17 protein-coding genes are annotated in these 21,572 nt (G+C 72.3%); 6 read left to right on the forward strand and 11 right to left on the reverse strand.

All coding sequences use genetic code 11. The features are described 5' to 3' along the window. Nucleotides 1-5: 5 nt before the first annotated feature. The 3 genes from AC3YNX_RS08550 to AC3YNX_RS08560 are packed head-to-tail and all read right to left on the reverse strand — an operon-like array spanning nucleotide 6 to nucleotide 2,086. On the reverse strand, nucleotides 6-224 hold the full coding sequence (locus AC3YNX_RS08550) for an exodeoxyribonuclease VII small subunit (protein WP_127782198.1): 219 nt from the start codon (nucleotides 222-224) through the stop codon (nucleotides 6-8). Then, the gene (xseA, locus tag AC3YNX_RS08555) at nucleotides 221-1,492 is read right to left on the reverse strand and encodes an exodeoxyribonuclease VII large subunit (protein WP_489995203.1); all 1,272 of its coding nucleotides are present in this window, start codon (nucleotides 1,490-1,492) and stop codon (nucleotides 221-223) included. The genes AC3YNX_RS08550 and xseA overlap by 4 nt, the downstream gene beginning before the upstream one ends. Before the next feature lie 42 nt (nucleotides 1,493-1,534). Beyond that, entirely contained in the window at nucleotides 1,535-2,086 is a 552-nt protein-coding gene (locus AC3YNX_RS08560) for a lipid droplet-associated protein (protein ID WP_127782199.1), read from the reverse strand. A gap of 75 nt (nucleotides 2,087-2,161) precedes the next feature. Between AC3YNX_RS08560 and AC3YNX_RS08565 the strand changes: the two genes are divergently transcribed. After that, nucleotides 2,162-3,142 carry a 4-hydroxy-3-methylbut-2-enyl diphosphate reductase gene (locus AC3YNX_RS08565; protein ID WP_127782200.1) on the forward strand — a complete coding sequence of 327 codons (981 nt, stop codon included), beginning with the start codon at nucleotides 2,162-2,164 and terminating at the stop codon, nucleotides 3,140-3,142. Between the two features lie 83 nt (nucleotides 3,143-3,225). On the opposite strand, the gene AC3YNX_RS08570 is transcribed toward AC3YNX_RS08565, so the two are convergent. Next, nucleotides 3,226-3,795, reverse strand: coding sequence for a DUF6542 domain-containing protein (locus AC3YNX_RS08570; protein ID WP_127782201.1), 570 nt, complete (start codon nucleotides 3,793-3,795; stop codon nucleotides 3,226-3,228). A gap of 25 nt (nucleotides 3,796-3,820) precedes the next feature. Further along, nucleotides 3,821-5,014 (reverse strand): DNA recombination protein RmuC, encoded by a 1,194-nt coding sequence (locus AC3YNX_RS08575; RefSeq protein WP_489995496.1) that lies wholly within the window; start codon nucleotides 5,012-5,014, stop codon nucleotides 3,821-3,823. A 79-nt stretch (nucleotides 5,015-5,093) separates the two neighbouring features. Here AC3YNX_RS08575 and AC3YNX_RS08580 point away from each other — a divergent pair, with 79 nt between their 5' ends. Beyond that, the gene (locus AC3YNX_RS08580) at nucleotides 5,094-6,233 is read left to right on the forward strand and encodes an exonuclease SbcCD subunit D (RefSeq protein ID WP_489995204.1); all 1,140 of its coding nucleotides are present in this window, start codon (nucleotides 5,094-5,096) and stop codon (nucleotides 6,231-6,233) included. Next, the gene (locus AC3YNX_RS08585) at nucleotides 6,230-9,187 is read left to right on the forward strand and encodes an AAA family ATPase (RefSeq protein ID WP_489995205.1); all 2,958 of its coding nucleotides are present in this window, start codon (nucleotides 6,230-6,232) and stop codon (nucleotides 9,185-9,187) included. The genes AC3YNX_RS08580 and AC3YNX_RS08585 overlap by 4 nt, the downstream gene beginning before the upstream one ends. Before the next feature lie 10 nt (nucleotides 9,188-9,197). Here AC3YNX_RS08585 and AC3YNX_RS08590 read toward each other — a convergent pair whose 3' ends face one another. From AC3YNX_RS08590 to AC3YNX_RS08610, 5 genes are all read right to left on the reverse strand, one after another. After that, nucleotides 9,198-9,890 carry a DUF2470 domain-containing protein gene (locus AC3YNX_RS08590; protein WP_489995206.1) on the reverse strand — a complete coding sequence of 231 codons (693 nt, stop codon included), beginning with the start codon at nucleotides 9,888-9,890 and terminating at the stop codon, nucleotides 9,198-9,200. Between the two features lie 72 nt (nucleotides 9,891-9,962). Then, nucleotides 9,963-11,045, reverse strand: a complete 1,083-nt coding sequence (locus AC3YNX_RS08595; protein WP_489995207.1) for an acetate/propionate family kinase — start codon at nucleotides 11,043-11,045, stop codon at nucleotides 9,963-9,965. Next, a complete protein-coding gene (locus tag AC3YNX_RS08600; RefSeq protein WP_489995208.1) occupies nucleotides 11,042-13,456 on the reverse strand; it encodes a phosphoketolase family protein in 2,415 nt (804 codons plus the stop codon). Before AC3YNX_RS08600 ends, AC3YNX_RS08595 begins: the two co-directional genes overlap by 4 nt. Nucleotides 13,457-13,551: 95 nt before the next feature. After that, the gene (locus AC3YNX_RS08605; RefSeq protein ID WP_489995209.1) at nucleotides 13,552-14,235 is read right to left on the reverse strand and encodes a GOLPH3/VPS74 family protein; all 684 of its coding nucleotides are present in this window, start codon (nucleotides 14,233-14,235) and stop codon (nucleotides 13,552-13,554) included. Nucleotides 14,236-14,321: 86 nt separating this feature from the next. Further along, a complete protein-coding gene (locus AC3YNX_RS08610) occupies nucleotides 14,322-14,780 on the reverse strand; it encodes a hypothetical protein (protein WP_127782208.1) in 459 nt (152 codons plus the stop codon). Nucleotides 14,781-14,890: 110 nt separating this feature from the next. Between AC3YNX_RS08610 and hrpB the strand changes: the two genes are divergently transcribed. Further along, nucleotides 14,891-17,395 (forward strand): ATP-dependent helicase HrpB, encoded by a 2,505-nt coding sequence (hrpB, locus tag AC3YNX_RS08615; protein WP_489995210.1) that lies wholly within the window; start codon nucleotides 14,891-14,893, stop codon nucleotides 17,393-17,395. Here hrpB and AC3YNX_RS08620 read toward each other — a convergent pair whose 3' ends face one another. Continuing rightward, a complete protein-coding gene (locus AC3YNX_RS08620) occupies nucleotides 17,396-17,782 on the reverse strand; it encodes a hypothetical protein (RefSeq protein ID WP_489995211.1) in 387 nt (128 codons plus the stop codon). A gap of 115 nt (nucleotides 17,783-17,897) precedes the next feature. Here AC3YNX_RS08620 and ychF point away from each other — a divergent pair, with 115 nt between their 5' ends. Beyond that, nucleotides 17,898-18,977, forward strand: coding sequence for a redox-regulated ATPase YchF (gene ychF / locus AC3YNX_RS08625; RefSeq protein ID WP_489983749.1), 1,080 nt, complete (start codon nucleotides 17,898-17,900; stop codon nucleotides 18,975-18,977). A gap of 519 nt (nucleotides 18,978-19,496) precedes the next feature. Continuing rightward, nucleotides 19,497-20,726, forward strand: coding sequence for an AAA family ATPase (locus AC3YNX_RS08630; RefSeq protein ID WP_489995212.1), 1,230 nt, complete (start codon nucleotides 19,497-19,499; stop codon nucleotides 20,724-20,726). Nucleotides 20,727-21,572 lie beyond the last annotated feature (846 nt).

Here is a 21,572-nt window from a genome sequence, read left to right on the forward strand (position 1 = left end):
GCGGCCTAGGAGCCGGAGCCGTTGGCGCCCTTGGCCAGGGCCTGCTCCACCCGGGCGCGAGCACCGGCCAGGTGCTCGTCGCAGCGCTTGGCCAGGGCCTCGCCGCGCTCCCACAGGGCCAGCGAGGCGTCCAGGTCCAGCCCGCCCTGCTCCAGCAGGCGCACCACCTCCACCAGCTCGTCGCGCGCCTGCTCGTAGCCGAGCTCGTGGGGCGGGGTGGTCACTGCGGGGCCTCCGGAAGGTCGGGCGGGGTGGTGTCCTGGCTGGTGCTGGCGGGCACGACGCGGGCGTGCACGGCGCCGTCGGCCACCCGCACCCGCAGCGCGGAGTCGAGGGGGGCGTCGGCGGTGGAGCGCAGCACGTGGGCCGCGCCGCTGTCGTCGATGCGCTGCACCACGGCGTAGCCGCGGGCCAGGGTAGCGGCCGGACCGAGGGTGGACAGCCGCGCCCGCAGGTGGGCCACGGCGGTCTCCGCGCGCTCGAGGTGGCGGCGCACGTCCCGACGCCCGCCGGCCCGCAGCCGGGTGATCTCCTCGGCCCGGTTGTCGATGGTGCGCAGCGGGTCGGCCAGCACGGGGCGGCTGCGCAGCTGCGCGAGCGAGCGCGACTCGCGCACCACCCACGCCTGCAGCGCGGCCCGGCTGCGAGCCCGCATCTCCGCCACCCGGCGGCTCTCCTCGGCGGCGTCGGGCACCAGGCGCTTGGCGGCGTCGGTGGGGGTGGCGGCGCGCACGTCGGCCACCAGGTCCGACAGCGGGTTGTCCGGCTCGTGGCCGATGGCGCTGACCACCGGGGTGCGACAGGCCGAGATGGCCCGGCACAGGGTCTCGTCGGAGAACGGCAGCAGGTCCTCCACGCTGCCCCCGCCGCGAGCCAGCACGATGACGTCCACCTCGGGGTCCCGGTCGAGCTCGGTGAGCGCGGCGCAGATCTGCGCCACGGCGGTGGGACCCTGCACCGCGGTGTTGCGGACCGCGAAGCGCACCGCCGGCCACCGGGCGCCGGCCACGCTGAGCACGTCCCGCTCGGCCGCGCTGGCCCGTCCGGTGACCAGGCCGATGGTGCCGGGCAGGAAGGGCAGTGGGCGCTTGAGCCGGTCGTCGAAGAGCCCCTCGGCGGCCAGCAGGCGGCGCAGCCGCTCGATGCGGGCCAGCAGCTCGCCGATGCCCACCGGGCGGATCTCGTCCACCCGCAAGGAGAAGGTGCCGCGGCCGGCGTAGAAGGTGGGGGAGCCGTGCACGATGACGCGGCTGCCCTCGGTGAGCGGGACCGGGCTGGCCTGCAGCAGCCGCGGCGAGCACGTCAGCGTGAGGGAGACGTCGGCGGCTGGATCGCGAAGCACCAGGAACGCGGTGGCGGTGTTGGGCCGGGCGTTGATCTGGGTGAGCTGACCCTCCACCCACACGTCACCCAGACGCTGGATCCACTGCGCCACCTTCATGGAGACGGTGCGCACCGGCCACGGCTGTTCCGGGGTGCTGGGGGCGGTCACGAGCAACGAGCAGTGGTGACTCGACTCACTGCGAGGTCAGGCTCACTGGGCGTTCACGGTGCTGATGCGGTTGTCCAGCATCGTCAGGTACGGGGCCCGGGCGCGCTGGGCCTGCTCGTAGGCCAGCAGCGCCTCCAGCTCGACCAGCGTCAGCGTGCGCAGGCGGGCGCGCAGCTGGGCCAGCGTCATGGTGTCGTAGCCGCTCACCGGCTCCTCGGCGCCCACTGCGGAGCCGGACTCCTCGGTGTCGTCGCTGTCCGCGGTGGTGGCGTCCACCGGCACGTTGGAGTACAGCGCGAACCGTCCGTTCCCGCTGCGGCGCACCGACTCCGACGGCGCCTCCGGCCGCTGGATGGGCTCGTCGAAGGTGGCCCACTCCGGCTTCTCCTGGGCGGGGTGCAGGAAGGACAGCACCTCGTCACCGCGGATGGCCAGTGCCGTCACCTGCTGCTGCACCCGCATGAGGTTCTGCAGGACCTGGCTCACGGCGGTGACCGGGAGCGAGACGACGGTGCTGGGGAGGTTGCGCACCTCCGTGGCGGTGGCGGCCGCGAGCCCGGCGGCGACCCGCACGGCGAGTGGGATACGAGGCATGGCACCAGAGTGCCTCATCCGCTGGTGAGACACACAACTGGCCACCGCCGCAGCGTGTCACCGTAGGCTGGGGCCATGTCGTCTGTACTTGATGCCCGACCTGCCGGCTCCACCAAGCGCGTCCTGCTGGCTGAGCCCCGCGGCTACTGCGCCGGCGTGGACCGCGCCGTGGAGACGGTGGAGCGGGCGCTGGAGAAGCACGGTGCGCCGGTGTACGTCCGCAAGGAGATCGTGCACAACCGGCACGTGGTGCAGACCTTGTCCGACCGTGGCGTGATCTTCGTGAACGAGGCCGACGAGGTGCCCGAGGGCGAGCTGCTGGTGTTCTCCGCGCACGGCGTGTCGCCCGCGGTGCACGCGGAGGCCGCGGGCCGGAACCTGCGCACCATCGACGCCACCTGCCCGCTGGTGACCAAGGTGCACCAGGAGGCCAAGCGCTTCGCCCGCGACGACTTCGACATCCTGCTCATCGGCCACGAGGGCCACGAGGAGGTGGAGGGCACCGCCGGGGAGGCGCCGGAGCACGTGCAGCTGGTGGACGGTCCCGCCTCGGTGGACAAGGTGACCGTGCGCGACGAGTCCAAGGTGATCTGGCTGTCCCAGACCACCCTCAGCGTGGACGAGACCATGCAGACCGTGGCCCGGCTGCGCGAGCGCTTCCCGCTGCTGCAGGACCCGCCGAGCGACGACATCTGCTACGCCACCCAGAACCGGCAGGTCGCCGTGAAGGCGATGGCGCCGGAGTGCGACCTGGTGATCGTGGTGGGCTCGCGCAACTCGTCCAACTCGGTGCGCCTGGTGGAGGTGGCGCTGGGTGCCGGTGCCCGGGCCAGCTACCTGGTGGACTACGCCGACGAGATCGACGACGCCTGGCTGGACGGCGTGCAGACGGTGGGCGTCACCTCGGGCGCCTCGGTGCCGGAGATCCTGGTGCGCGGGGTGCTGGACCGGTTGGCCGAGCGGGGCTACGGCGAGGTGCAGCCGGTGACCACGGCCAACGAGACGCTGGTGTTCGCGCTGCCGCACGAGCTGCGGAAGGGCCGCGGCCCCCGCTAGCCCGCAGACCGGCTGCCCCTCGGAGCCGCTGTTCCTCAGGCCCGCTGGCGCTCAGGCCCGGTGCTGTTCAGGCCCGGTGCTGCTCAGGCACCGCGGCCGGCGGTGGCCTCGGACCGGGTCTTGCTGCTGGTCGGGGCGGTGGGCCGCTGGATGAGCTGGCGGCGCGGCCGGTAGCTCTCCCGGTCCGACTCGATGCGCTCCGGCGTGTCGCTGGGGTACGCCCGACGCTGGATGAGGATGCGCGCCACGCCCAGCCCGACGGTGACCGCGGTGGTGACGGCCATCGTGGGGAAGCCGTTGATCAGCGGCAGCGCCAGGGTGATGATCTCGTTGCGCAACCCGCCGCGGGCGGAGCTGCCGAGACTGTGCACCACCAGCGGCACGGTGACCGCGAGGATCAGCGGCGGCTGCACCATGGCGGCGAAGATCCCGCGGTGCTGGACCGCGAGCACCGCCGCGACGCACCCGACGGCGTAGAAGACCAGGAAGATCTTGGTGAGCGTGTCGCCCAGGGTCAGGTCGATGGCGATGCCCGTGCCGGTCATCGCGAACGCGCCGAGGACTGCCCCCCACCACGGCACCCCGGTCTTGGTGGCCACGACCGAGCGGTCGGCCAGGGGGACCCGTCGCGCGGGTGGGATGGTGGTGCTCACGGCGCAACCTTACCGTCCGGCACTGCTAGGCAGTGTGCTCCTGCCGCTCCGGCGACGCGGTGTCCTGCAGCTCTGCGGCCATCACCCGGCGCGGCAGCCGGTCGATCTGCGTCGGCTGCGGCACCTCGGTGGTGGACACCTGCAGGTCGTTGAGCCGGCGTGCGGTGACCAGCACCCGACTCTCCATCGAGCTGACGGTGGCGTTGAAGGAGTCGACCGCCCGGCCGAGCTGGGAGCCCAGCTTGTCGAGGTGGCCCCCCACCGTGGCCAGCCGCCCGTGCAGCTCCCGGCCGAGCTGGTGGATGACCGCGGCGTCGCGCGAGAGCGACTCCTGCCGCCAGGTGTGCGCCACCGTGCGCAGCAGCGCGATCAGCGTGGTGGGGGTGGCGATGACGATGTTGCGGGCGAAGGCGTGCTCGAGCAGCTCGGGGTCGGCGGTGAGCGCCGCCTCCAGGAACGGGTCGCCGGGCACGAAGAGGACCACGAACTCCGGGCTCGGGCTGAACGCCTTCCAGTAGGTCTTGCTGGAGAGCTGGTCGACGTGGGTGCGCAGCTGGCGGGCGTGCCGGCTCAGCAGGGCGCGGTGCTCGGCCTCGTCGGTGGCCTCGGTGGCGTCGAGGTAGGCGGCGAAGGGGACCTTGGCGTCCACCACGATGTTGCGGTCGTTGGCCAGGCGCACCACCATGTCCGGCCGCAGCCGCACCGGTCCGTCGGCGTCGTCCAGCGTGGTGGAGACCTGGGTGGCGAAGTCACAGTGCTCCAGCATCCCGGCCAGCTCCACCACCCGCTCCAGCTGCAGCTCGCCCCAGCGCCCGCGGACCTGCGGGGCGCGCAGCGCCGTCACCAGCTGGTTGGTCTGGCTGGACAGCAGCGAGGAGGTGCGGTGCATGCCGGCCACCTGCTCGCGGAGACCCGAATAGGCGTCCAGCCGGGAGCGCTCCACGGCGTCCAGGTGCGCGGCGAGGGCGCCCACCGCCTCGCGCAGCGGCCCGACCACCCCGGCGACCTCGCTGCCGATGGCCCCGGACTGCCGGCGGGCGGAGTCCTCGCTCAGCAGGCTGATGGAGCGGCGCACCGCCTCCTCGTTGGCCCGGCCGGCCTCCAGCGCGGCCTCGGCACCGGCCAGCCGGGCACCGCTGCGCGCAGCGTTGGCGAACCACCCCAGCGCCGCTCCGATGAGCAGCACGACGAGCAGGGCGAGGGCGGTGAGCAGGTCCATGGCGCCCATGGTGGACGTGGGCACCGACACTCCCGGCACCACCCCAGTTCTGTCGGAGCCGTGCCCTAGCGTGCTGGGCATGCGAATCCTGCACACCTCCGACTGGCACGTCGGCCGCACCTTCCACGGCGTGGACCTGCTGGCCGACCAGGAGCAGGTGCTGGCTGCGCTGGCCGATCAGGTCGCTGACCAGCGAGTGGACGTGGTGCTGCTGGCCGGCGACGTCTACGACCGTGCGGTGCCCAGCGCGGAGGCGGTGGCGGTGTGCACCCGGGCCCTGGAGCGCATCCGGGACGCCGGCGCGGTGATCATCGCCACGTCCGGCAACCACGACTCCGCGCCCCGGCTGGGTGCGGCCGCGTCCTTCGCCGCCGCCGGCGGGCTGCACCTGCGCACCCGGGTGGCCGAGCTGGACACCCCGGTGCTCTGCCCCGACGAGCACGGCCCCGTGGCGTTCTACGGGCTGCCGTTCCTGGAGCCGGACACCGCCCGCCACGCCCTGGCCGAGCCCGCGGCGCGCAGCCACGCGGCGGTGCTGGAGGTGGCCATGGACCGGGTGCGCGCCGACCTCGCCCAGCGCCCGGGCACGCGCAGCGTGGTGCTGGCGCACGCCTTCGTGGTGGGCGGGGAGAGCACCGGCTCCGAGCGCAGCATCTCCATGGGCGGGGTGGAGACCGTGCCCGCCAGCGTCTTCGACGGGGTGGACTACGTCGCGCTGGGCCACCTGCACTCCCCGCAGACCCTCACCGAGCGGGTCCGCTACAGCGGCAGCCCCCTGCCGTACTCCTTCGGCGAGCGCAACCACCGCAAGGCCACCTGGCTGGTGGAGCTCGACGCCACCGGGCTGGGTGCGGTGCAGCGGCTGGACCTGCCCGTGGTGCAGGGGCTGAGCCAGCTGCAGGGCACCCTGCCCGAGCTGCTCAGCGACCCCGCCCACGCCGCGGCCGAGGAGCACTACGTCTCCGCCGTGCTCACCGACGAGGTCCGACCGCTGGACGCCATGCGCCAGCTGCAGAAGCGCTTCCCGCGGGCGGTGCACCTGGAGTGGTGCCGGCCCGGGGGACAGCCGGCGATGCGCTACGCCGAGCGGGTCCGCGGGCGCAGCGACGCCGACGTGGCGCACTCCTTCCTCACCGACGTCCGCGCCGCACCGGCCGCGGCCGAGGCGCACCTGCTGGAGCGCGCGTTCGCCGCGGCCCTGGGCAAGGAGTCGCGATGAGGCTGCACTCGCTGCAGGTCAGCGCCTTCGGCCCGTTCGCCGGCACCGAGCAGGTGGACTTCGACACCCTCGGCGCCGACGGGCTGTTCCTGCTGCACGGGGAGACCGGCGCGGGCAAGACCACCGTCCTCGACGCCGTGGCCTTCGCGCTGTTCGGCCGGGTCCCGGGGGCGCGCAGCGAGGCCAAGCGGCTGCTGTCCGACCACGCCGCACCGGGCGCCCGCCCCGAGGTCACCCTGGAGCTGACGGTGGGCGGGCGGCGGATGCGCATCGTGCGCAGCCCCGAGTACCAGCGACCCAAGCGGCGCGGCACCGGCTCCACCAAGGAGCAGGCCAAGGCCTCGCTCACCTGGGTGGACGAGCCGGGGTCAGAGGGCCTGACGCGGCTGGACGAGATCGGCGCGGCGGTGTCGGACCTGCTGGGGATGAGCGCGGAGCAGTTCTTCCAGGTGGTGCTGCTCCCGCAGGGGGAGTTCGCCCGCTTCCTGCGGGCCAGCACCGAGGAGCGGGCGACCCTGCTGCAACGGCTGTTCGACACCGGCCGCTTCGGTGACGTGGAGGCCTGGTTCCGGGAGGAGCGCCGAACCAGCGCCGCCCGGGTGGCGCAGTCCGAGGCCGCCCGCACCGTGCTGCTCGGCAAGCTCGCGACCGCCGCCGGGGTGGACGACGCCGAGCCCGGCGCCGAGCAGGACCCGCAGGAGTGGGCCGCCGAGCTGCTGCACGCCGCGGAGACCGCGGCCGTGCAGGGCGACGTCGACCTGGAGGCGGCGCGGGTGGCCGCCAAGAAGGCCAGCACGGCGCTGTCGGCGGCCCGGGAGCGCGCGGCCCTGCTGCAGCGCCGTCGGCGGGCGCAGGGCGAGCTGGCCGCGCTGGAGGCCGACCGGCCCCGGCTGCAGTTGCTCGACCAGGAGCTGAGCGCCGCACGCAAGGCGCACCCGGTACGGCTGGCCGTCGCCGACGCCGAGGAGGCCCGCGCCCGCGCCCGCACGCTCGCTGCGGAGGTCACCCAGCTCAGCGAGACCGTGCGCAACGACGTGGACGGGGCCTGCGGGCTGGAGGCCGAGCTGGGCGACTCCCTGGCGCAGTGGCGCGCGGAGATCGGCCGGCTCACCGAGCTGGTGGACCTGGCCGAGCGGACCGAGGCCGACGTCGCCGCGCTGGCCGGGCTCCGCACGGAGATCGACACTGCCACCGCCGCCCTGGAGCAGCTGCGCCAGCAGCTCGAGGCCCTGCCCGGCGCGATCGAGACCGCCGAGCAGCACCTGGGGCAGACCCGCCGCGCCGCCGACGCGGTCCCCGCCCTGGCGGCGCAGCGCACCCGCGCGGCCGAGGCCGCCCAGGCTGCCGGCACGCTGGAGAAGGTGCGGCTGCAGGCCGCGGAGGCCCGGCAGGCGCAGCTGCACGCGATCGAGGCCCACCAGGAGGCCAAGCAGCACTGGCTGAACCTGCGTGAGCGTCGGCTGGACGGCATGGCCGCCGAGCTGGCCAGCACCCTCCTTCCCGGCGAGCCCTGCGCGGTCTGTGGCTCCGCCGAGCACCCGGCCCCGGCCACCGCCGGTGAGCAGCGGGTGACCCGTGCCGAGGAGGACGCCGCGCACCAGGTGGAGCAGCGGGCTGCCGCGACGGCGGAGGCCGCCACCGGGGCACTGCACGAGCTCGACCGCACCGTCGACAGCCTCACCGTCCGCACTGGCGGCGTGACGCTGGAGGAGCTGCTGGCCACCCAGGCCGAGATCGACGCCGAGCACGCCCGCACCCAAGCGCTGGCCGACGAGGCCGACACGGCCGCGCAGCTGCTCACCGCGCTGCGGGCCGAGCGCGGCCGGCTGGACGCCGAGGCCGCGACGGTGCGCAGCGCCATCGACACCCACCGGGAGCGGGTGCGGGCCACGGAGGAGCGCATCGCCGCCGCCAAGGTTCGGCTGAGCGATGCCTGTGGGCCCGACGCCGACGTGCACACCCGCCGGGTGCGCCTGCAGCGCCTGGCCGAGGCCGCGGAGGCGCTGCTCACCGCACAGGTGGCCGCTCGCGCCGCCGAGCGCCAGGCCGAGCAGGCCCAGGCCAAGGCTGAGCGTGCCGCCGCCGACGCCGGGCTGGGGGAGCTGACGACGGCGCTGGCCGCCGTGCGGTCCGACGCCGAGGTCCGCGCGCTGGAGGAGCAGCTGCAGCAGGCCCGCGGCGCCGAGGCCGCAGCCTGCGCGGTGCTCGCCGAGCCCGAGGTGGCCGCCGTGGCCGATGCGGAGGTCGACCTGGACACCCCGCAGCAGACGTGCGAGACGGCCGAGGCTGCGCTGGCCCAGGCCACCGGGGCGGCAGCCGATGCCTCCCGCCGGCGCAAGGAGGTGCGCCGGCTGCAGACCGAGCTGGACCAGCACTGCGCGGCGCTGGGTCCGGAGCTGGCCCGCCACGCCGAGCTGGCCGCGCTGGCCGACGTGGTGAACGGGCTGGGGCAGAACAGCCGCCGCGTCTCCCTGCACTCCTACGTGCTGGCCGCCCGCCTGGAGGAGGTGGCTGCGGTGGCGTCGGTGCGGCTGCGCCGGATGTCCGGGGACCGCTACGAGTTCGTGCACTCCGACGCCCCCGGATCGCGGGGCACGCGCGGCGGGCTTGGGCTGGACATCCGCGACGACTACACCGGCGCGGTGCGCTCGGCCAAGACGCTCTCCGGCGGGGAGTCGTTCCTGGCGTCGCTGGCGCTGGCGCTGGGCCTGGCCGAGGTGGTGGCGGCCGAGGCGGGCGGCATCCTGCTGGACACCTTGTTCATCGACGAGGGCTTCGGCTCGCTGGACGCCTCGACGCTGGAGGAGGTGATGGCGGTGCTCGACGAGCTGCGCGCCGGCGGCCGGGTGGTGGGCCTGGTCAGCCACGTGGACGAGCTGCGCCAGCGCATCCCCAACCGGCTGCTGGTCTGCAAGGGGCGCACCGGCTCACACCTGCAGATGAGCTCGGCGTAGCGCGCCGCGCCTAGGCCTGGTGCCGGCGGTCGGGCTCGGCGGGCTGCTGCATGGCTCGCCGGTGGCCACAGCCGCCGGGGCCGCGCAGCAGCATCGCCAGACCCGGGGACAGCTCGGCCACCGACTGCACCGGCCGGTCGAAGCTCAGCCGCAGCGTGTTGGCGCCCGCGTCGTCGAGGATGCTCAGCTCCAGGCCGTAGCGGTCCAACCGGCGCGGGTCGGCCCACAGCACGCCGGTGTGGCCGTGGGCCCGCACGCAGGCGGTGAGGTCGGCGCCGTGGTGGTGGCGCAGGTGATCCAGGATCGCCGGCGCCTCGTCGCGCAACGGGTCGGCCGTCGCCGCCCAGTACTCGTCCACGTCCACCGGCTCGCCGACCCGCTCGCCCACGCGCACCGCGCCGACGTCGAGCCGGTAGTGGGTCAGGCCCTGGTCGTCGGCGCGCTGCAGGCGCCGGGCGGCGCCCTGGATGGTGACGGTCTCGCACCCCTCGGGGGACAGCCGCACGGTGCCCAGCGGGCGTCGCTCCAGCGTCTGGGCCGCGAGGGTGTGCCGCGGCAGCCGCAGCAGCAGGGCGCCGTCGGCGTCGCTGACCTCCACGGTGGCCAGCACCGAGCGGGCGTTGCGTGGATAGGTGGTCAGCACCGCCACCCGGGCACGGGCAACAGCGGTACGGGCGAGCTCGGCAGAACTGGGCGTGGACATGGTGGCGGCTCCGGTAGTTAGGGCAACCTTACCTAATATCGTCCGAGCCGCTGTGTCAAGGGTCATCCCGCTCTAGAGCTGGCCGGCCAGCACCTTCCTGGCCATGTCGTCCATCACCGCTTCCTCGTCGGCGGTGCTCACCAGCAGCCGGGGCAGCCCGAGGTGGCGCAGGCGGTCGCAGATCGCCTCGCGCACCTGCGGGGAGTGCTCCCCGATGCCACCGGTGAACACCAGGGTGTCCCAGCCCGGCAGCACCGCGGCGGCCGAGGCGATGGCCTGCGCGGCGCTGCGGGTGAACACCCGCACGGCCAGGTCGGCGGCGGCGTTCTCCGTGCGCTGCGCCAGCAGGTCGCGCATGTCGGTGGTGCCGCCGGAGACCCCCGCCAGCCCGCACCGCTTGTCCAGCAGGATGCGCAGGTCGGGCACCTTCCAGCCGTGCTGCTCCACCAGGAACAGCGCCACCTCGGGGTCGAGGTCGCCGCTGCGGGTGGCCGAGATCATCCCCCCGGTGGGGCTGAAGGACATGGTGTTGTGCAGCGAGCGGCCCTGCGACACCGCCGTCACGCTGCAGCCGCTGCCCAGGTGGGCCACCACGGCGTTGCCCAGGTCGGGGATGCGGTCCACCACGTTCTGCACCGACAACCCGTGGAACCCGTAGCGGCGAATGCCCAGCGCCACCAGGTCGTCGGGCAGCGGCAGGCGCTTGCCCTCGTCGGGCATCGTGTTGTGGAAGGTGGTGTCGAAGCAGGCCACGTGGCTCAGCTGCGGCCAGGTGGCGCGGGCGGCGGCGATGGACTCCAGGTTGCCCGGGGTGTGCAGCGGCGCCATCGGCGTCACCGACCTCAGGGTGGCCACCACGTCGTCGGTGATCACCGTCGGCTCCAGCAGGGTGGGGCCGCCGTGCACCACCCGGTGAGCCACCGCGGCGACGTCGATGCCGCGCCGGCGCAGCTCGGCGGCCACCGCCTGCACTGCGTCGGTCAGCGTCCGTCCCGGCGGCGCCTTCTCCGAGGTGCCCGCGGAGTCGGTGAACCACAGCTCGGCCCGGTCGGTGCCCAGCCGCTGCACGTGCGCGTTGACCACCACCTCGTCGGTGCGCACGGTCGCCTTCAGCGACGACGAGCCCGGGTTGAGGGCGAGTACTGCCGCGGTCACACCGGCTCACCGGCCCACGTCCACTGCGCGATCTCCGGGATGTCCTCGAAGTGCTCGCGCACGTAGCCGTGGTGCTTGGTGAGCATCTCCCGGCAGTGCGCCGCCAGCTTCTCCCCGTTCTCCGGCACCCGGCGGGAGCGGCGCAGCGCCTCCAGCACCAGGTCGTAGCGGCTCATCCCGTTGAGCACCACCATGTCGAACGGCGTGGTGGTGGTGCCCTGCTCGTTGAAGCCGCGGACGTGGAAGCGCGCGGCGTTGGTGCGGCCGTGGATCAGCTCGTGCACCGCGCGGGGGTAGCCGTGGAAGGCGAAGACCACGTCGGTGTCACGGGTGAACAGCTCGATGAACCGCTGCTCGCTGTAGGCGTGCGGGTGGTCGCCGGGAGCCAGCAGCGCCATCAGGTCCACCACGTTCACCACCCGCACCCGCAGGTAGGGCACCCACGTGCGGAGCAGCTCGGCGGCGGCCAGCGTCTCCTGCGTCGGCACGTCCCCGGCGCAGGCCAGCACGATGTCGGGGTCCTCCGGTGCACCGATGGCGGCCGGCGCGTTCTCCGTGCCCGCCCACTCCCAGATGCCGGCACCAGCGGCGCAGTGCGCGTTGGCCTCCTCCATGTTCAGGTACTGCAGGTGCATCTGCTTGTCCGCCACGATCAGGTTGACGTGGTCGTGGCTGCGGAAGCAGTGGTCGCTGATGGACAGCAAGGTGTTGGCGTCCGGCGGCAGCCAGACCCGCACCACCTCGGGCGAGAGCGGGATGGCGGTGTCGATCAGGCCGGGGCCCTGGTGGCTGAACCCGTTGTGGTCGTTGCGCCACGCGGTGGAGGTCAGCAGGATGTTCAGCGAGGCCACCGGTTGGCGCCAGGGCAGCTGGTTGGCGTGCTGCAGCCACTTGACGTGCTGCACCAGCATGGACGCGCTGACCATGGCGAACGCCTCGTAGGTGGCGAAGAGCCCGTGCCGGCCGGTGAGCAGGTAGCCCTCCAGCCAGCCCTGGCACAGGTGCTCACTGAGCACCTCCATCACGCGCCCGTCCGGGGAGATGTGGTCGTCGGTGGGCAGCAGCGGCAGCTGCAGGCACCGGTCGGTCACCTCGAAGACGTCCTGCAGCCGGTTGCTGGCCGTCTCGTCGGGGGAGAACAGTCGGAAGGTGCCGCCACCGTCGGCGGTGGTGGTGCGCTGGTAGATGTCGCGCATCATCGCGCCCAGCGGCTTGGTGGTCTGGTGCATCACCTGACCGGGTGCGGGCAGGTCCAGGGCGTAGTTCTCCATCGGCGGGACGTCCAGCGCCCGCAGCAGCCGCCCGCCGTTGGCGTAGGGGGTGGCACCCATCCGCTTGTCGCCCTCGGGGGCGAGGCTGGCCACGTCCTCGACCAGCTTGCCCTCGGCGTCGAACAGGGTGTCGGGGGAGTACGAGCGCAGCCACTTCTCCAGCGTCTGCAGGTGCTCGTGGTTGTGGATGATGTCCGACAGCGGGACCTGGTGGGCCCGGAAGGTGCCCTGCACCTGCTTGCCGTCCACCACGTCGGGGCCGGTCCAGCCCTTGGGGGTGCGCAGCACGATGGCCGGCCACTGGACGAGCTCGTGCTCGGCACCCGGAGTGCGGGCGGCGTCCTGAGCGGCCTTGATCCGGGCATAGGCGTCGGTCAGTGCCTGGTAGAAGGCGGGGAAGACCATGGTGGGGTCGTCGCCCTCGACGATGATGGGGTCCCAGCCCTGCGAGGCCAGGAAGCGGCGCACGTCCCCGTCGGAGGTGCGGCCGAGCACCGTGGGTCCGGCGATCTTGTAGCCGTTGAGGTGCAGGATCGGCAGCACCGCGCCGTCGCGGCGGGCGTTGAGGAAGGCGGGCAGCTTCCACGACCCCGCGAGCGGGCCGGTCTCCGCCTCGCCGTCGCCGATGACACAGGCGACCACCAGGTCGGGGTTGTCGAACGCCGCCCCCGCGGCGTGGATCAGCGCGTAGCCCAGCTCGCCGCCCTCGTGGATGCTGCCGGGGGTCTGCACGCTGACGTGGCTGGGGACGCCCCCGGGGGTGGAGAACTGCCGAGCCAGCCGGCGCAGCCCCTCGGCGTCCTCGGAGATCTTCGGGTAGACCTCGGAGTAGGTGCCCTCCAGGTAGACGTTGGCCACCAGGGCCGGGCCGCCGTGGCCGGGCCCGGCCACGTAGAGGCAGTCCACGTCGGTCTTCTTGATCAGCCGGTTGAGCAGCGTGTAGATCATCGACAGTCCCGGGCTGGTTCCCCAGTGCCCGAGCAGCCGCGGCTTGATGTCCTCGATGGTCAGCGGGTCGCGCAGCAACACGTTGTTCTGCAGGTAGATCTGGGCGACGGTCAGGTAGTTCGCCGCGTCCCACCAGCGGAGGTCTCGCTGCAGCTCGGAGGTCGGGTAGCTCGCGGTGTCCGGGTTGCTCATCAAGGGGCCTCCGTCGTCGTCGGTAGTACCAAGGATGCGCGAGGACGTGGGTTCGCGCACTGGTCCAGGAGTGGGTAGGTGAGGGATGGGCGGGGTCACGAGGACCCGGAGGCGGCGACGGTGGTGACCGTGACCGCGCTGAGCACGGCGGCCTGCACCGCCTGCACCGACTGGGCCACGGCGCCGGACACCGCGGCGCTGGCCTGGGTCTCCTGGGAGATCGCCTTGGCCCGGGCCTTTGCTGCCTTGCGGTGCGGCTTGTCCACCGCCCTGCCCGCCAGGTCCAGCGGGTGCAGCAGCGCGATCAGCAGGGCCGTCCGCGGGTCGGGTGTGGTGCCGTCCACCAGCACCGAGCCGAGCCGGGCGCGCAGCACCTTCTCCGGGCCGCTGTCCACCGTCGGCCAGGTCGTGGTGGGGAAGAGCTTGAGCACCCTGCGGTGCTCCTCGGTGAGCAGCCCTCGCTGCACCAGGGAGCGCCCGACCGTGGGCGCCAGCGGCTTCAGTGCGGTGGGGAGCCTGCGCACCCAGTGTCCGGCGGAACGGGGACGGTCGGCGGCCAGCAGCTCGTCGTGGGCTGCGGCCAGCAGCGGGTGTGCCGGCGTGCCCGGTGCCGCGACGACGGTCTTGCCCTTGGCGCCCAGCAGCGACTCCGCGGCCAGGTCCAGCAGCAGCGCCCCGGCCAGGCCCTCGTCCAGCGCGAGGGTGACGTCAGCCTTGCCCGAGGTGTCGTCATGGGTCAGCAGGAAGAGCTCCTCAGCGAGGAGCAGCTGGTCCGTCATGCCAGCTGATCATTCCACAGTGGCCTGGACGAGGGGTGGCTGGACACGGCTGCCGACGGCTGACGAAACGTCTTGGCTGGCCTGGGCTACGAGGAGGCGGCGACGACGGCGATCGCGAACCGCAGCACCGTCCAAGCGGGCAGGAAGGCGAAGCCCAGGACGATGGCGGTGATGGCCAGGTACCGGTTGCCCGGCCGGGGCTGGTCATGCCTCGGGCCGGGGCGCGAGAGGGCGTTGAACGCCTGGGCCAGGGCGATGACCCACAGCACGAACGTGGGCAGGGCAACCGCCCAGAGCCAGCGACCTGCGCTGGCCGCGGCCGCCTCCTCAGGTGAGCCGGGCTCGGTGTACACCACGGCCTCGTTGAGCACTGTGCCGAACAGCTCCACCGCCACCGCACACAGCGGGAGCACGAGAACCATGAGCAGGATCGCGACGACGGCCTGCCGCTCCTTGCGGGCCAGCACCGCCTGCACGGGCTCGGGCCGCCACTGCGCGGGCAGCGGCTGGTGGTCGTTGGCTGCGGGGAACGGGTGGCTGCTCATGCCCCTCACCCTTGCCGCACCAGCGCCCGGTGTCGTGAGTAGCGCTACCTGGTTCGCTGCCCAGACCTAGGCAACCGGGTGCAGTGGTGACCGGCGACTACCGTCGCCCCGTGCCCGCTGACGCTCTGCTCCCGCCCAGGTCGGCCCCCGGCGCCGACCTGCCGGTGCGCCCCGCGCTGCCGCAGCTGGTGGCCGCGCTGCGCAGCCACGGAACGGCGGTGCTGGTGGCGCCGCCCGGATCGGGCAAGACGTCGCTGCTGCCGCTGGCTCTGGCCGACGCCGTCGATGGCACCGTGGTGGTGGCCGAGCCGCGACGGCTGGCGACGCGGGCGGCCGCGCACCGGCTGGCCGCGCTGGTGGGGGAGCGCCCGGGCCAGCGGGTGGGCTACGCCATGCGCGGGGAGCGCACGCCGGGCTCGCGGGTGGAGGTGGTCACCACCGGCCTGCTGCTGCAGCGCCTGCAGCGTGACCCGGAGCTGCCCGGTGTCGGCGCGATCGTGCTGGACGAGGTGCACGAGCGCCACCTCGACGCTGACCTGGCGCTGGCCTTCGGCGTGGACGTGCGGGCCACCCTGCGCGAGGACCTGCTGCTGGTGGCCACCTCGGCCACCCCGGACACCGATCGGCTCACCGCTGCGCTGGGCGGCGCCCCAGTGATCACCGCCGAGGCCACCACCTACCCCCTGGACGTGGTGTGGGCACCGCCGGAGCGCGCGCTGCCGCTGCTGGCCGACGCACGGGTGGACCCGCGGCTGCTCGACCACGTGGCCGACGTGGTCCGCCGCGCCCTCACCGAGGCGCCGGGGGACGTGCTGGTGTTCGTGCCCGGCGAGGCCGAGGTGCACGGCGTGGTGCGGCGGCTGCACGGCGTGGCGGCCGACGTGCTGCCGCTCTACGGGCGGCTGGCCAGCGCCGAGCAGGACCGGGCGCTGCGGATGGGGGAGCGCCGGCGGGTGGTGGTGAGCACGTCGGTGGCGGAGAGCTCGCTGACCGTGCCGGGCGTGCGGGTGGTGGTGGACGCCGGGCTGGCCCGTCAGCCCCGCACCGACCACCGCCGTGGGCTGGCCGCGCTGGTCACAACCCGGGTGTCGCAGGCCTCGGCCGACCAGCGCGCCGGGCGGGCCGCGCGGGAGGGCCCTGGCCGGGTCTACCGCTGCTGGTCGGCCGTCGAGCACACCCACCTCGACGCCCACACCCCGGCCGAGATCGCCACCGCCGACCTCACCGGGTTCGTGCTCACCGTGGCGGCCTGGGGCGCTCCCGGTGGGCGGGGACTCGCGCTGCTCGACCCGCCGCCCGAGCCAGCGCTGGCCGCGGCCACCACGCTGCTCACCGAGCTGGGTGCGCTGCACGCCGACGTCCGGATCACTGCGCGGGGGCAGCGGATGGCGGCGGTGGGCGCGCACCCGCGGCTGGCCCGCGCCCTGCTCGACGGTGGTGAGCTGGTGGGGCCGGGGCGGGCCCGCGAGATCGTGGCGCTGCTGTCTGACGACACCCTCACCGGCCGCGACGACGACCTGGTGGCCCGCTGGCGCTCACTGCGCCGCGGCACCGACCGGGCGGCCACCGCCCGCTGGCGCGCCGAGATCCAGCGCCTGGGCCGCGGCGGTGGCAGCGCCACGACCGACCTGCCGGACGACCTGGCCGTGGGCACGGTGGTGGCCCTGGCGCACCCGGACCGCATCGCCAAGGCCCGTGCACCGGGCTCCGCCGACTACCTCCTGGCCGGCGGCACCGGGGCCGTGCTGGACGCCGGCTCACCGCTGCGCGGCAGCGAGTGGCTGGCGGTGGCGGTGGCCGACCGACCAAGAGGTCGGGTGGCCGCCCGCATCCGCTCCGCCGCACCGCTGGACGAGGCCACCGCCCGGGAGGTCGCGGCACCGATGGTGCACGAGCAGGTGCAGGTGCAGTGGCGCGACGGGGCGCTGCTGGCCCGGCAGCGGGAGAGCCTCGGCGCCATCACCCTGCGGGAGACGCCGCTGGCCGACCCGGACCCCGCCGCCGTGCTGGCCGCGGTGCGCGAGGGCCTGGCCAGCACCGGGCTGCGGGTGCTGCGCTGGACCCACGACGCCGAGCAGCTGCGGGCCCGGCTGGCCTGCGCGCACCGCGCCCTGGGTGCACCCTGGCCGGACGTCGGCGAGGAGGCGCTCCTGGCCAACCTCGACGCCTGGCTGGGCCCGGACCTGCTGCGGGTGCGGCGCACCGCCGACCTGGCGCGCATCGACGTCGCCGCCGCGCTGCGCCGGCTGCTGCCCTGGCCGGCGGCGGCCCGCTTCGACGAGCTGGTGCCCGAGCGGCTGCCGGTGCCGTCGGGGTCGAAGGTGCGCCTGGAGTACGCCCTGGCCGACGAGCCACCGGTGCTGGCGGTGAAGGTGCAGGAGGCCTTCGGCTGGACCGAGTCGCCGCGGGTGGCCGACGGGCGCGTGGCGGTGGTGCTGCACCTGCTCTCGCCGGCGGGGCGGCCGGTGGCAGTGACGTCGGACCTGGCGTCGTTCTGGCGGCAGGGCTACCCGCAGGTGCGGGCCGAGCTGCGCGGGCGCTACCCGCGCCACCCCTGGCCGGAGGACCCGCTGACGGCCACCCCGACCCGGCGGGTCTCGCCCGGCGCTAGGTAGCTACAGCAGGGAAGCGAACAGGAACAACACCAGCAGGACGGCCGGCAGCGCCAGCACCCCGATGCCCAGGGTCCACGCCGGCAGGCGCCGCTGCCGGCGCAGGTCCAGGCGAGCCAGCGCCACCAGGGCCATGCCCATCGAGGCCACCCACAGGACGAAGGCCACCGCCTGCAGCGACCAGAACGGGACGATCGCGGCCTCGGTGTCGGCCTGCTGCTGCGGGGTCTGGGCGTTGTCGAACACCCCGTCGGCCACCGGCCCGAGGTAGAAGAACGAGGCGACCAGGGCGGCGTAGGCCGCCACCAGGGTGAGCGCGGCAGCGATCGACAGGCCCTGGCCCCACTGCCGCGCGGGACGGACCGGGCGGCGCTGCGCCTGCGTGGTCATAGGCACGCAGCATTGCCCATCGCGGGACAGACTGCACGCGGGGGAGGGGCCGCGCGGCAACCAGCACCGACCGCCGCCGGAACACTGCCCGCCAGCGCCGTAGACTCCACAGACCGTGAGCCTCACCCTTGGAATCGTCGGTCTGCCCAACGTCGGCAAGTCCACCCTGTTCAACGCGTTGACCAACAACGACGTGCTGGCGGCGAACTACCCGTTCGCCACCATCGAGCCGAACGTGGGCATGGTGCCGCTGCCGGACAAGCGGCTGGACGAGCTGGCCAAGATCTTCGGCTCGGAGAAGATCGTCCCGGCCACGGTGTCGTTCGTCGACATCGCCGGCATCGTCAAGGGCGCCAGCGAGGGGCAGGGGCTGGGCAACAAGTTCCTGGCCAACATCCGTGAGGCCGACGCCATCTGCCAGGTGGTCCGGGTGTTCGCCGACGACGACGTGGTGCACGTCGACGGCAAGGTCGACCCGCTGGCCGACATCTCCGTGATCGAGACCGAGCTGATCATCGCCGACCTGCAGACGCTGGAGAAGGCCATCCCGCGCCTGGAGAAGGAGGCGCGCACGCAGAAGGATCGCAAGGCGGTGGTGGAGGCGGCCAAGGCGGCCGAGGCCGTGCTGAGCGACGACCGCACGCTGTACTCCGCGGCCAAGGAGCTGGACCTGGAGCTGCTGCGCGAGCTGAGCCTGCTCACCACCAAGCCGTTCCTGTACGTGTTCAACGCCGACGAGAGCGTGCTCACCGACGACGCCCGGGTGGCCGAGCTGCGCGCCGCGGTGGCCCCGGCCGACGCGGTGTTCCTGGACGCCAAGGTGGAGCAGGAGCTGCTGGAGCTGGACGAGGAGTCGTCCCTGGAGCTGCTGGAGTCCATCGGCCAGGCCGAGCCCGGCCTGCACCAGCTGGCCCGCACCGGGTTTCACACCCTGGGGCTGCAGACCTACCTGACGGCCGGTCCCAAGGAGGCCCGGGCGTGGACGATCCCCAAGGGCGCCACCGCCCCGCAGGCCGCCGGCGTCATCCACACCGACTTCGAGCGTGGCTTCATCAAGGCCGAGGTGGTCTCCTACGACGACCTCGTCGAGGCCGGCTCCATGGCGGCGGCCAAGGCCGCGGGCAAGGTGCGCATGGAGGGCAAGGACTACGTGATGGCCGACGGCGACGTGGTGGAGTTCCGCTTCAACGTCTGACCTGTAACTGTTGCACCGGTCAGGGGCGGTTCGCGAGCCTTCAGAGCCGTTCTGGCCCTCACCGTGCCCTCACCAGAACCAACGACTTCGGTGAACAGGTGCGCCGCGGCGTCCCGCACGCGGTCCTCCGCGACCCGCGACTCCGGCCTGTTCCAGCGTGCCCAAGCGGACCGTCTACGCCTGGCGAACCACGGGCTACGGCCACGAGGGCTTCCGCGTCCGGAAGGCACCTCCGCTGGCAGGCCGCGATGGTGATCACCTGGGCGCTGGGACTGAAACAGTACCGGGCGAGACCGAACCAACAATTGTGCATCGAGCCACACCCTCGCGAGCGTGCGGGCAGCCAAAAAGATAGCGAACTCGCCAGGCACCTCGCCCGGACCTGGCTGGACGCCGGTCCTCTAGTAGCCCAGAATGACGCGCCTCGTGGCCGGCAGACCACCCGACGGACCGTCTAACTCCTGGCTCGATTTGGTCGCGGTCGCACTAGAGGGACGTGGCCTGACTAGGGTGGGCATCATGGCAGCGCGAACACCCCCATTTCTCCTTCGGTTGACTGTGGAGAACTATCGGAGCCTTCGGCACGTGGACGTGACTCTCGGAGCAGTTAATGTGCTGGTCGGCGCGAACGGCGCAGGAAAGTCCAACCTGCTTGACGTGCTCCAGTTCTTGGGTGACAGCGTGCGACTGGATATCGCTGGAGCGGTCCAAGCGAGAGGAGATCTCGATCGAATAATATTTCGTGGCGCGCAAGGGAAACAGCGGGTCGTCACTATCAAGGTTGTGGCGGCAGTCACGAAGAACAGCAACCGAAACGCCACGGACAACTACGAGTTGTCCTTCCGACCAGTAAGAGTCGTAGCGCGCGGTTCGCGAAGAAACATTCGACCGGGCCTACAGCGGACGGAACGGTTCCTTTTTAAGCGTACAGCTGGCCCCGGACGCCGAATCACGCTTGAGGGCAGAGATCTTCACGTGATGGGGGAGGATTCGCAACGACCGGAGCGGGAGCTTGATCTCAACGAAGGGACTCTCGCGCTCGCGACCCTCCCCCGGTTGGGTCCGGCGGAAGGCGGAGACCAAGTTGACGCGGTAGCAAGCTTGTTTGCGAGTTTTCGAGTCTTTGATGTCAACGTGGACGCCGCGCGTCGCCCCTCTGATTCCGTGAGCAGTCCGCAGTTGGCGAACGATGCGTCGAACCTTTCGTCGTTCTTGCGCTATCTAAGCGACTCCCATCCTGCCGAACTGAGTCGGCTTGAAGAGGACGCCCGACACTTCATCCCCGGCCTTGAGGGCATCGTCATTGAGAAGATCGGGGGAGCATCTCAGGCTTCGTATGTCCAGTTGCGCGAGGCGGGATTGCCAGGCACGACCCCTCTGGCGGACGCGTCTTTTGGGTCCATCAGAGCACTTGCCCTGCTTGCGTTACTCTACGACCCAGCGCCGCCTCGCCTGACTTGCATCGAAGAGATCGACCACGGACTGCATCCCTACGTCTTGGACCGCTTGGTGGAACTTATCCGAGAGGCTAGTAGGCGGACCCAGTTCATTATCGCCACTCATTCCCCGTCCCTCGTTAACCGGCTCTCAGCAGACGAGCTGATCGTCTGCGAGCGCGATCCAGATGGCTCCTCGCGCATCCCTGCTATCGACCCGAGCGTGGTTCGACGCATGGAGGCAGCAACCGGTGGGGAGCTTCAACTGGGTGAGTTGTGGTTCAGTGGCGTGCTTGGCGGAGTGCCGGAATGAGTCGGCATTCCGCGTCGAACACGACAGGGTCGCGGATATTGGTCTTTGGCGAGGACGCTTCCGATAGGGATGCGATCATCACTCTCGTTCGGGCACTTCGCCCGGACCTTCCTGTCAAGTACCGCCCACTCAAGCAACCCTTGAGTCTAGTCAGGGGAATGCGGCCCGAGAATGCGAAAAGCCGTCATCACCGGATTATGTTGGCGATCAAAGCCTCCAACGTCGAGTCACATGTAGTAGCGACACTGCTTCACGAGGACGCAGACGATGTCGAGCCTGCCCACGTCGGCCTGATTCATGCGAAGGAGGCAGCTGTAGCTGGCGCGCCTGGCAAGGTGGTCGCGGTAGTTCCGGCGTGGGAGATAGAGACTTGGTGGTTATTGTGGCCCGACGCCGTTTCGGGCTTGCATGCTGGTTGGAGAGCTCCAGACAAGTACGTAGGCCGTAACGTCGGCATGGTGAAGAATTCTAAAGAGGAACTAAAGCGGCTCCTTCGCCCCACTGGTGCGGCGCGTGCCAAGGTCCCTGACTACGCGGAGCGGGATTCTCCCAAGATTGCAGAGAAGATTGCGATTTCGGGAGAGCTCGCAGCTCCGAGAGCAACAAGCGCCAGTTGGAATGATTTCGTGCAGCGGATTATGGCCATCTAGCTTCGTCGAAGGTGGCCGTCGGCCACGCCCTCTGAGGCAAAGTCTGAGGTCGCGGAGACTCCGAGGATGCGCATGTCTGAATGCTCGCAATAGCGCCGACGGCCCGTAGAACTGCCAGTTCTCGCGCCAAAGTCGCTCGCATAAGAATTGTCTTGGCGGCAACCCTGAACTCGCCCAGTGTGAAAACGCGTCACTG

This window comes from Rhodococcus sp. Z13_19A (assembly GCF_058133575.1).

Excerpts from the sequence above, each read along its gene's own strand:
- AC3YNX_RS08560 (WP_127782199.1), bottom strand. The coding sequence starts at position 2,086 with ATGCCTCGTATCCCACTCGCCGTGCGGGTCGCCGCCGGGCTCGCGGCC.
- AC3YNX_RS08565 (WP_127782200.1), top strand. The coding sequence starts at position 2,162 with ATGTCGTCTGTACTTGATGCCCGACCTGCCGGCTCCACCAAGCGCGTC.
- AC3YNX_RS08575 (WP_489995496.1), bottom strand. The coding sequence starts at position 5,014 with ATGGACCTGCTCACCGCCCTCGCCCTGCTCGTCGTGCTGCTCATCGGA.
- AC3YNX_RS08580 (WP_489995204.1), top strand. The coding sequence starts at position 5,094 with ATGCGAATCCTGCACACCTCCGACTGGCACGTCGGCCGCACCTTCCAC.
- AC3YNX_RS08585 (WP_489995205.1), top strand. The coding sequence starts at position 6,230 with ATGAGGCTGCACTCGCTGCAGGTCAGCGCCTTCGGCCCGTTCGCCGGC.
- AC3YNX_RS08590 (WP_489995206.1), bottom strand. The coding sequence starts at position 9,890 with ATGTCCACGCCCAGTTCTGCCGAGCTCGCCCGTACCGCTGTTGCCCGT.
- AC3YNX_RS08600 (WP_489995208.1), bottom strand. The coding sequence starts at position 13,456 with ATGAGCAACCCGGACACCGCGAGCTACCCGACCTCCGAGCTGCAGCGA.
- AC3YNX_RS08605 (WP_489995209.1), bottom strand. The coding sequence starts at position 14,235 with ATGACGGACCAGCTGCTCCTCGCTGAGGAGCTCTTCCTGCTGACCCAT.
- AC3YNX_RS08610 (WP_127782208.1), bottom strand. The coding sequence starts at position 14,780 with ATGAGCAGCCACCCGTTCCCCGCAGCCAACGACCACCAGCCGCTGCCC.
- AC3YNX_RS08620 (WP_489995211.1), bottom strand. The coding sequence starts at position 17,782 with ATGACCACGCAGGCGCAGCGCCGCCCGGTCCGTCCCGCGCGGCAGTGG.
- AC3YNX_RS08630 (WP_489995212.1), top strand. The coding sequence starts at position 19,497 with ATGGCAGCGCGAACACCCCCATTTCTCCTTCGGTTGACTGTGGAGAAC.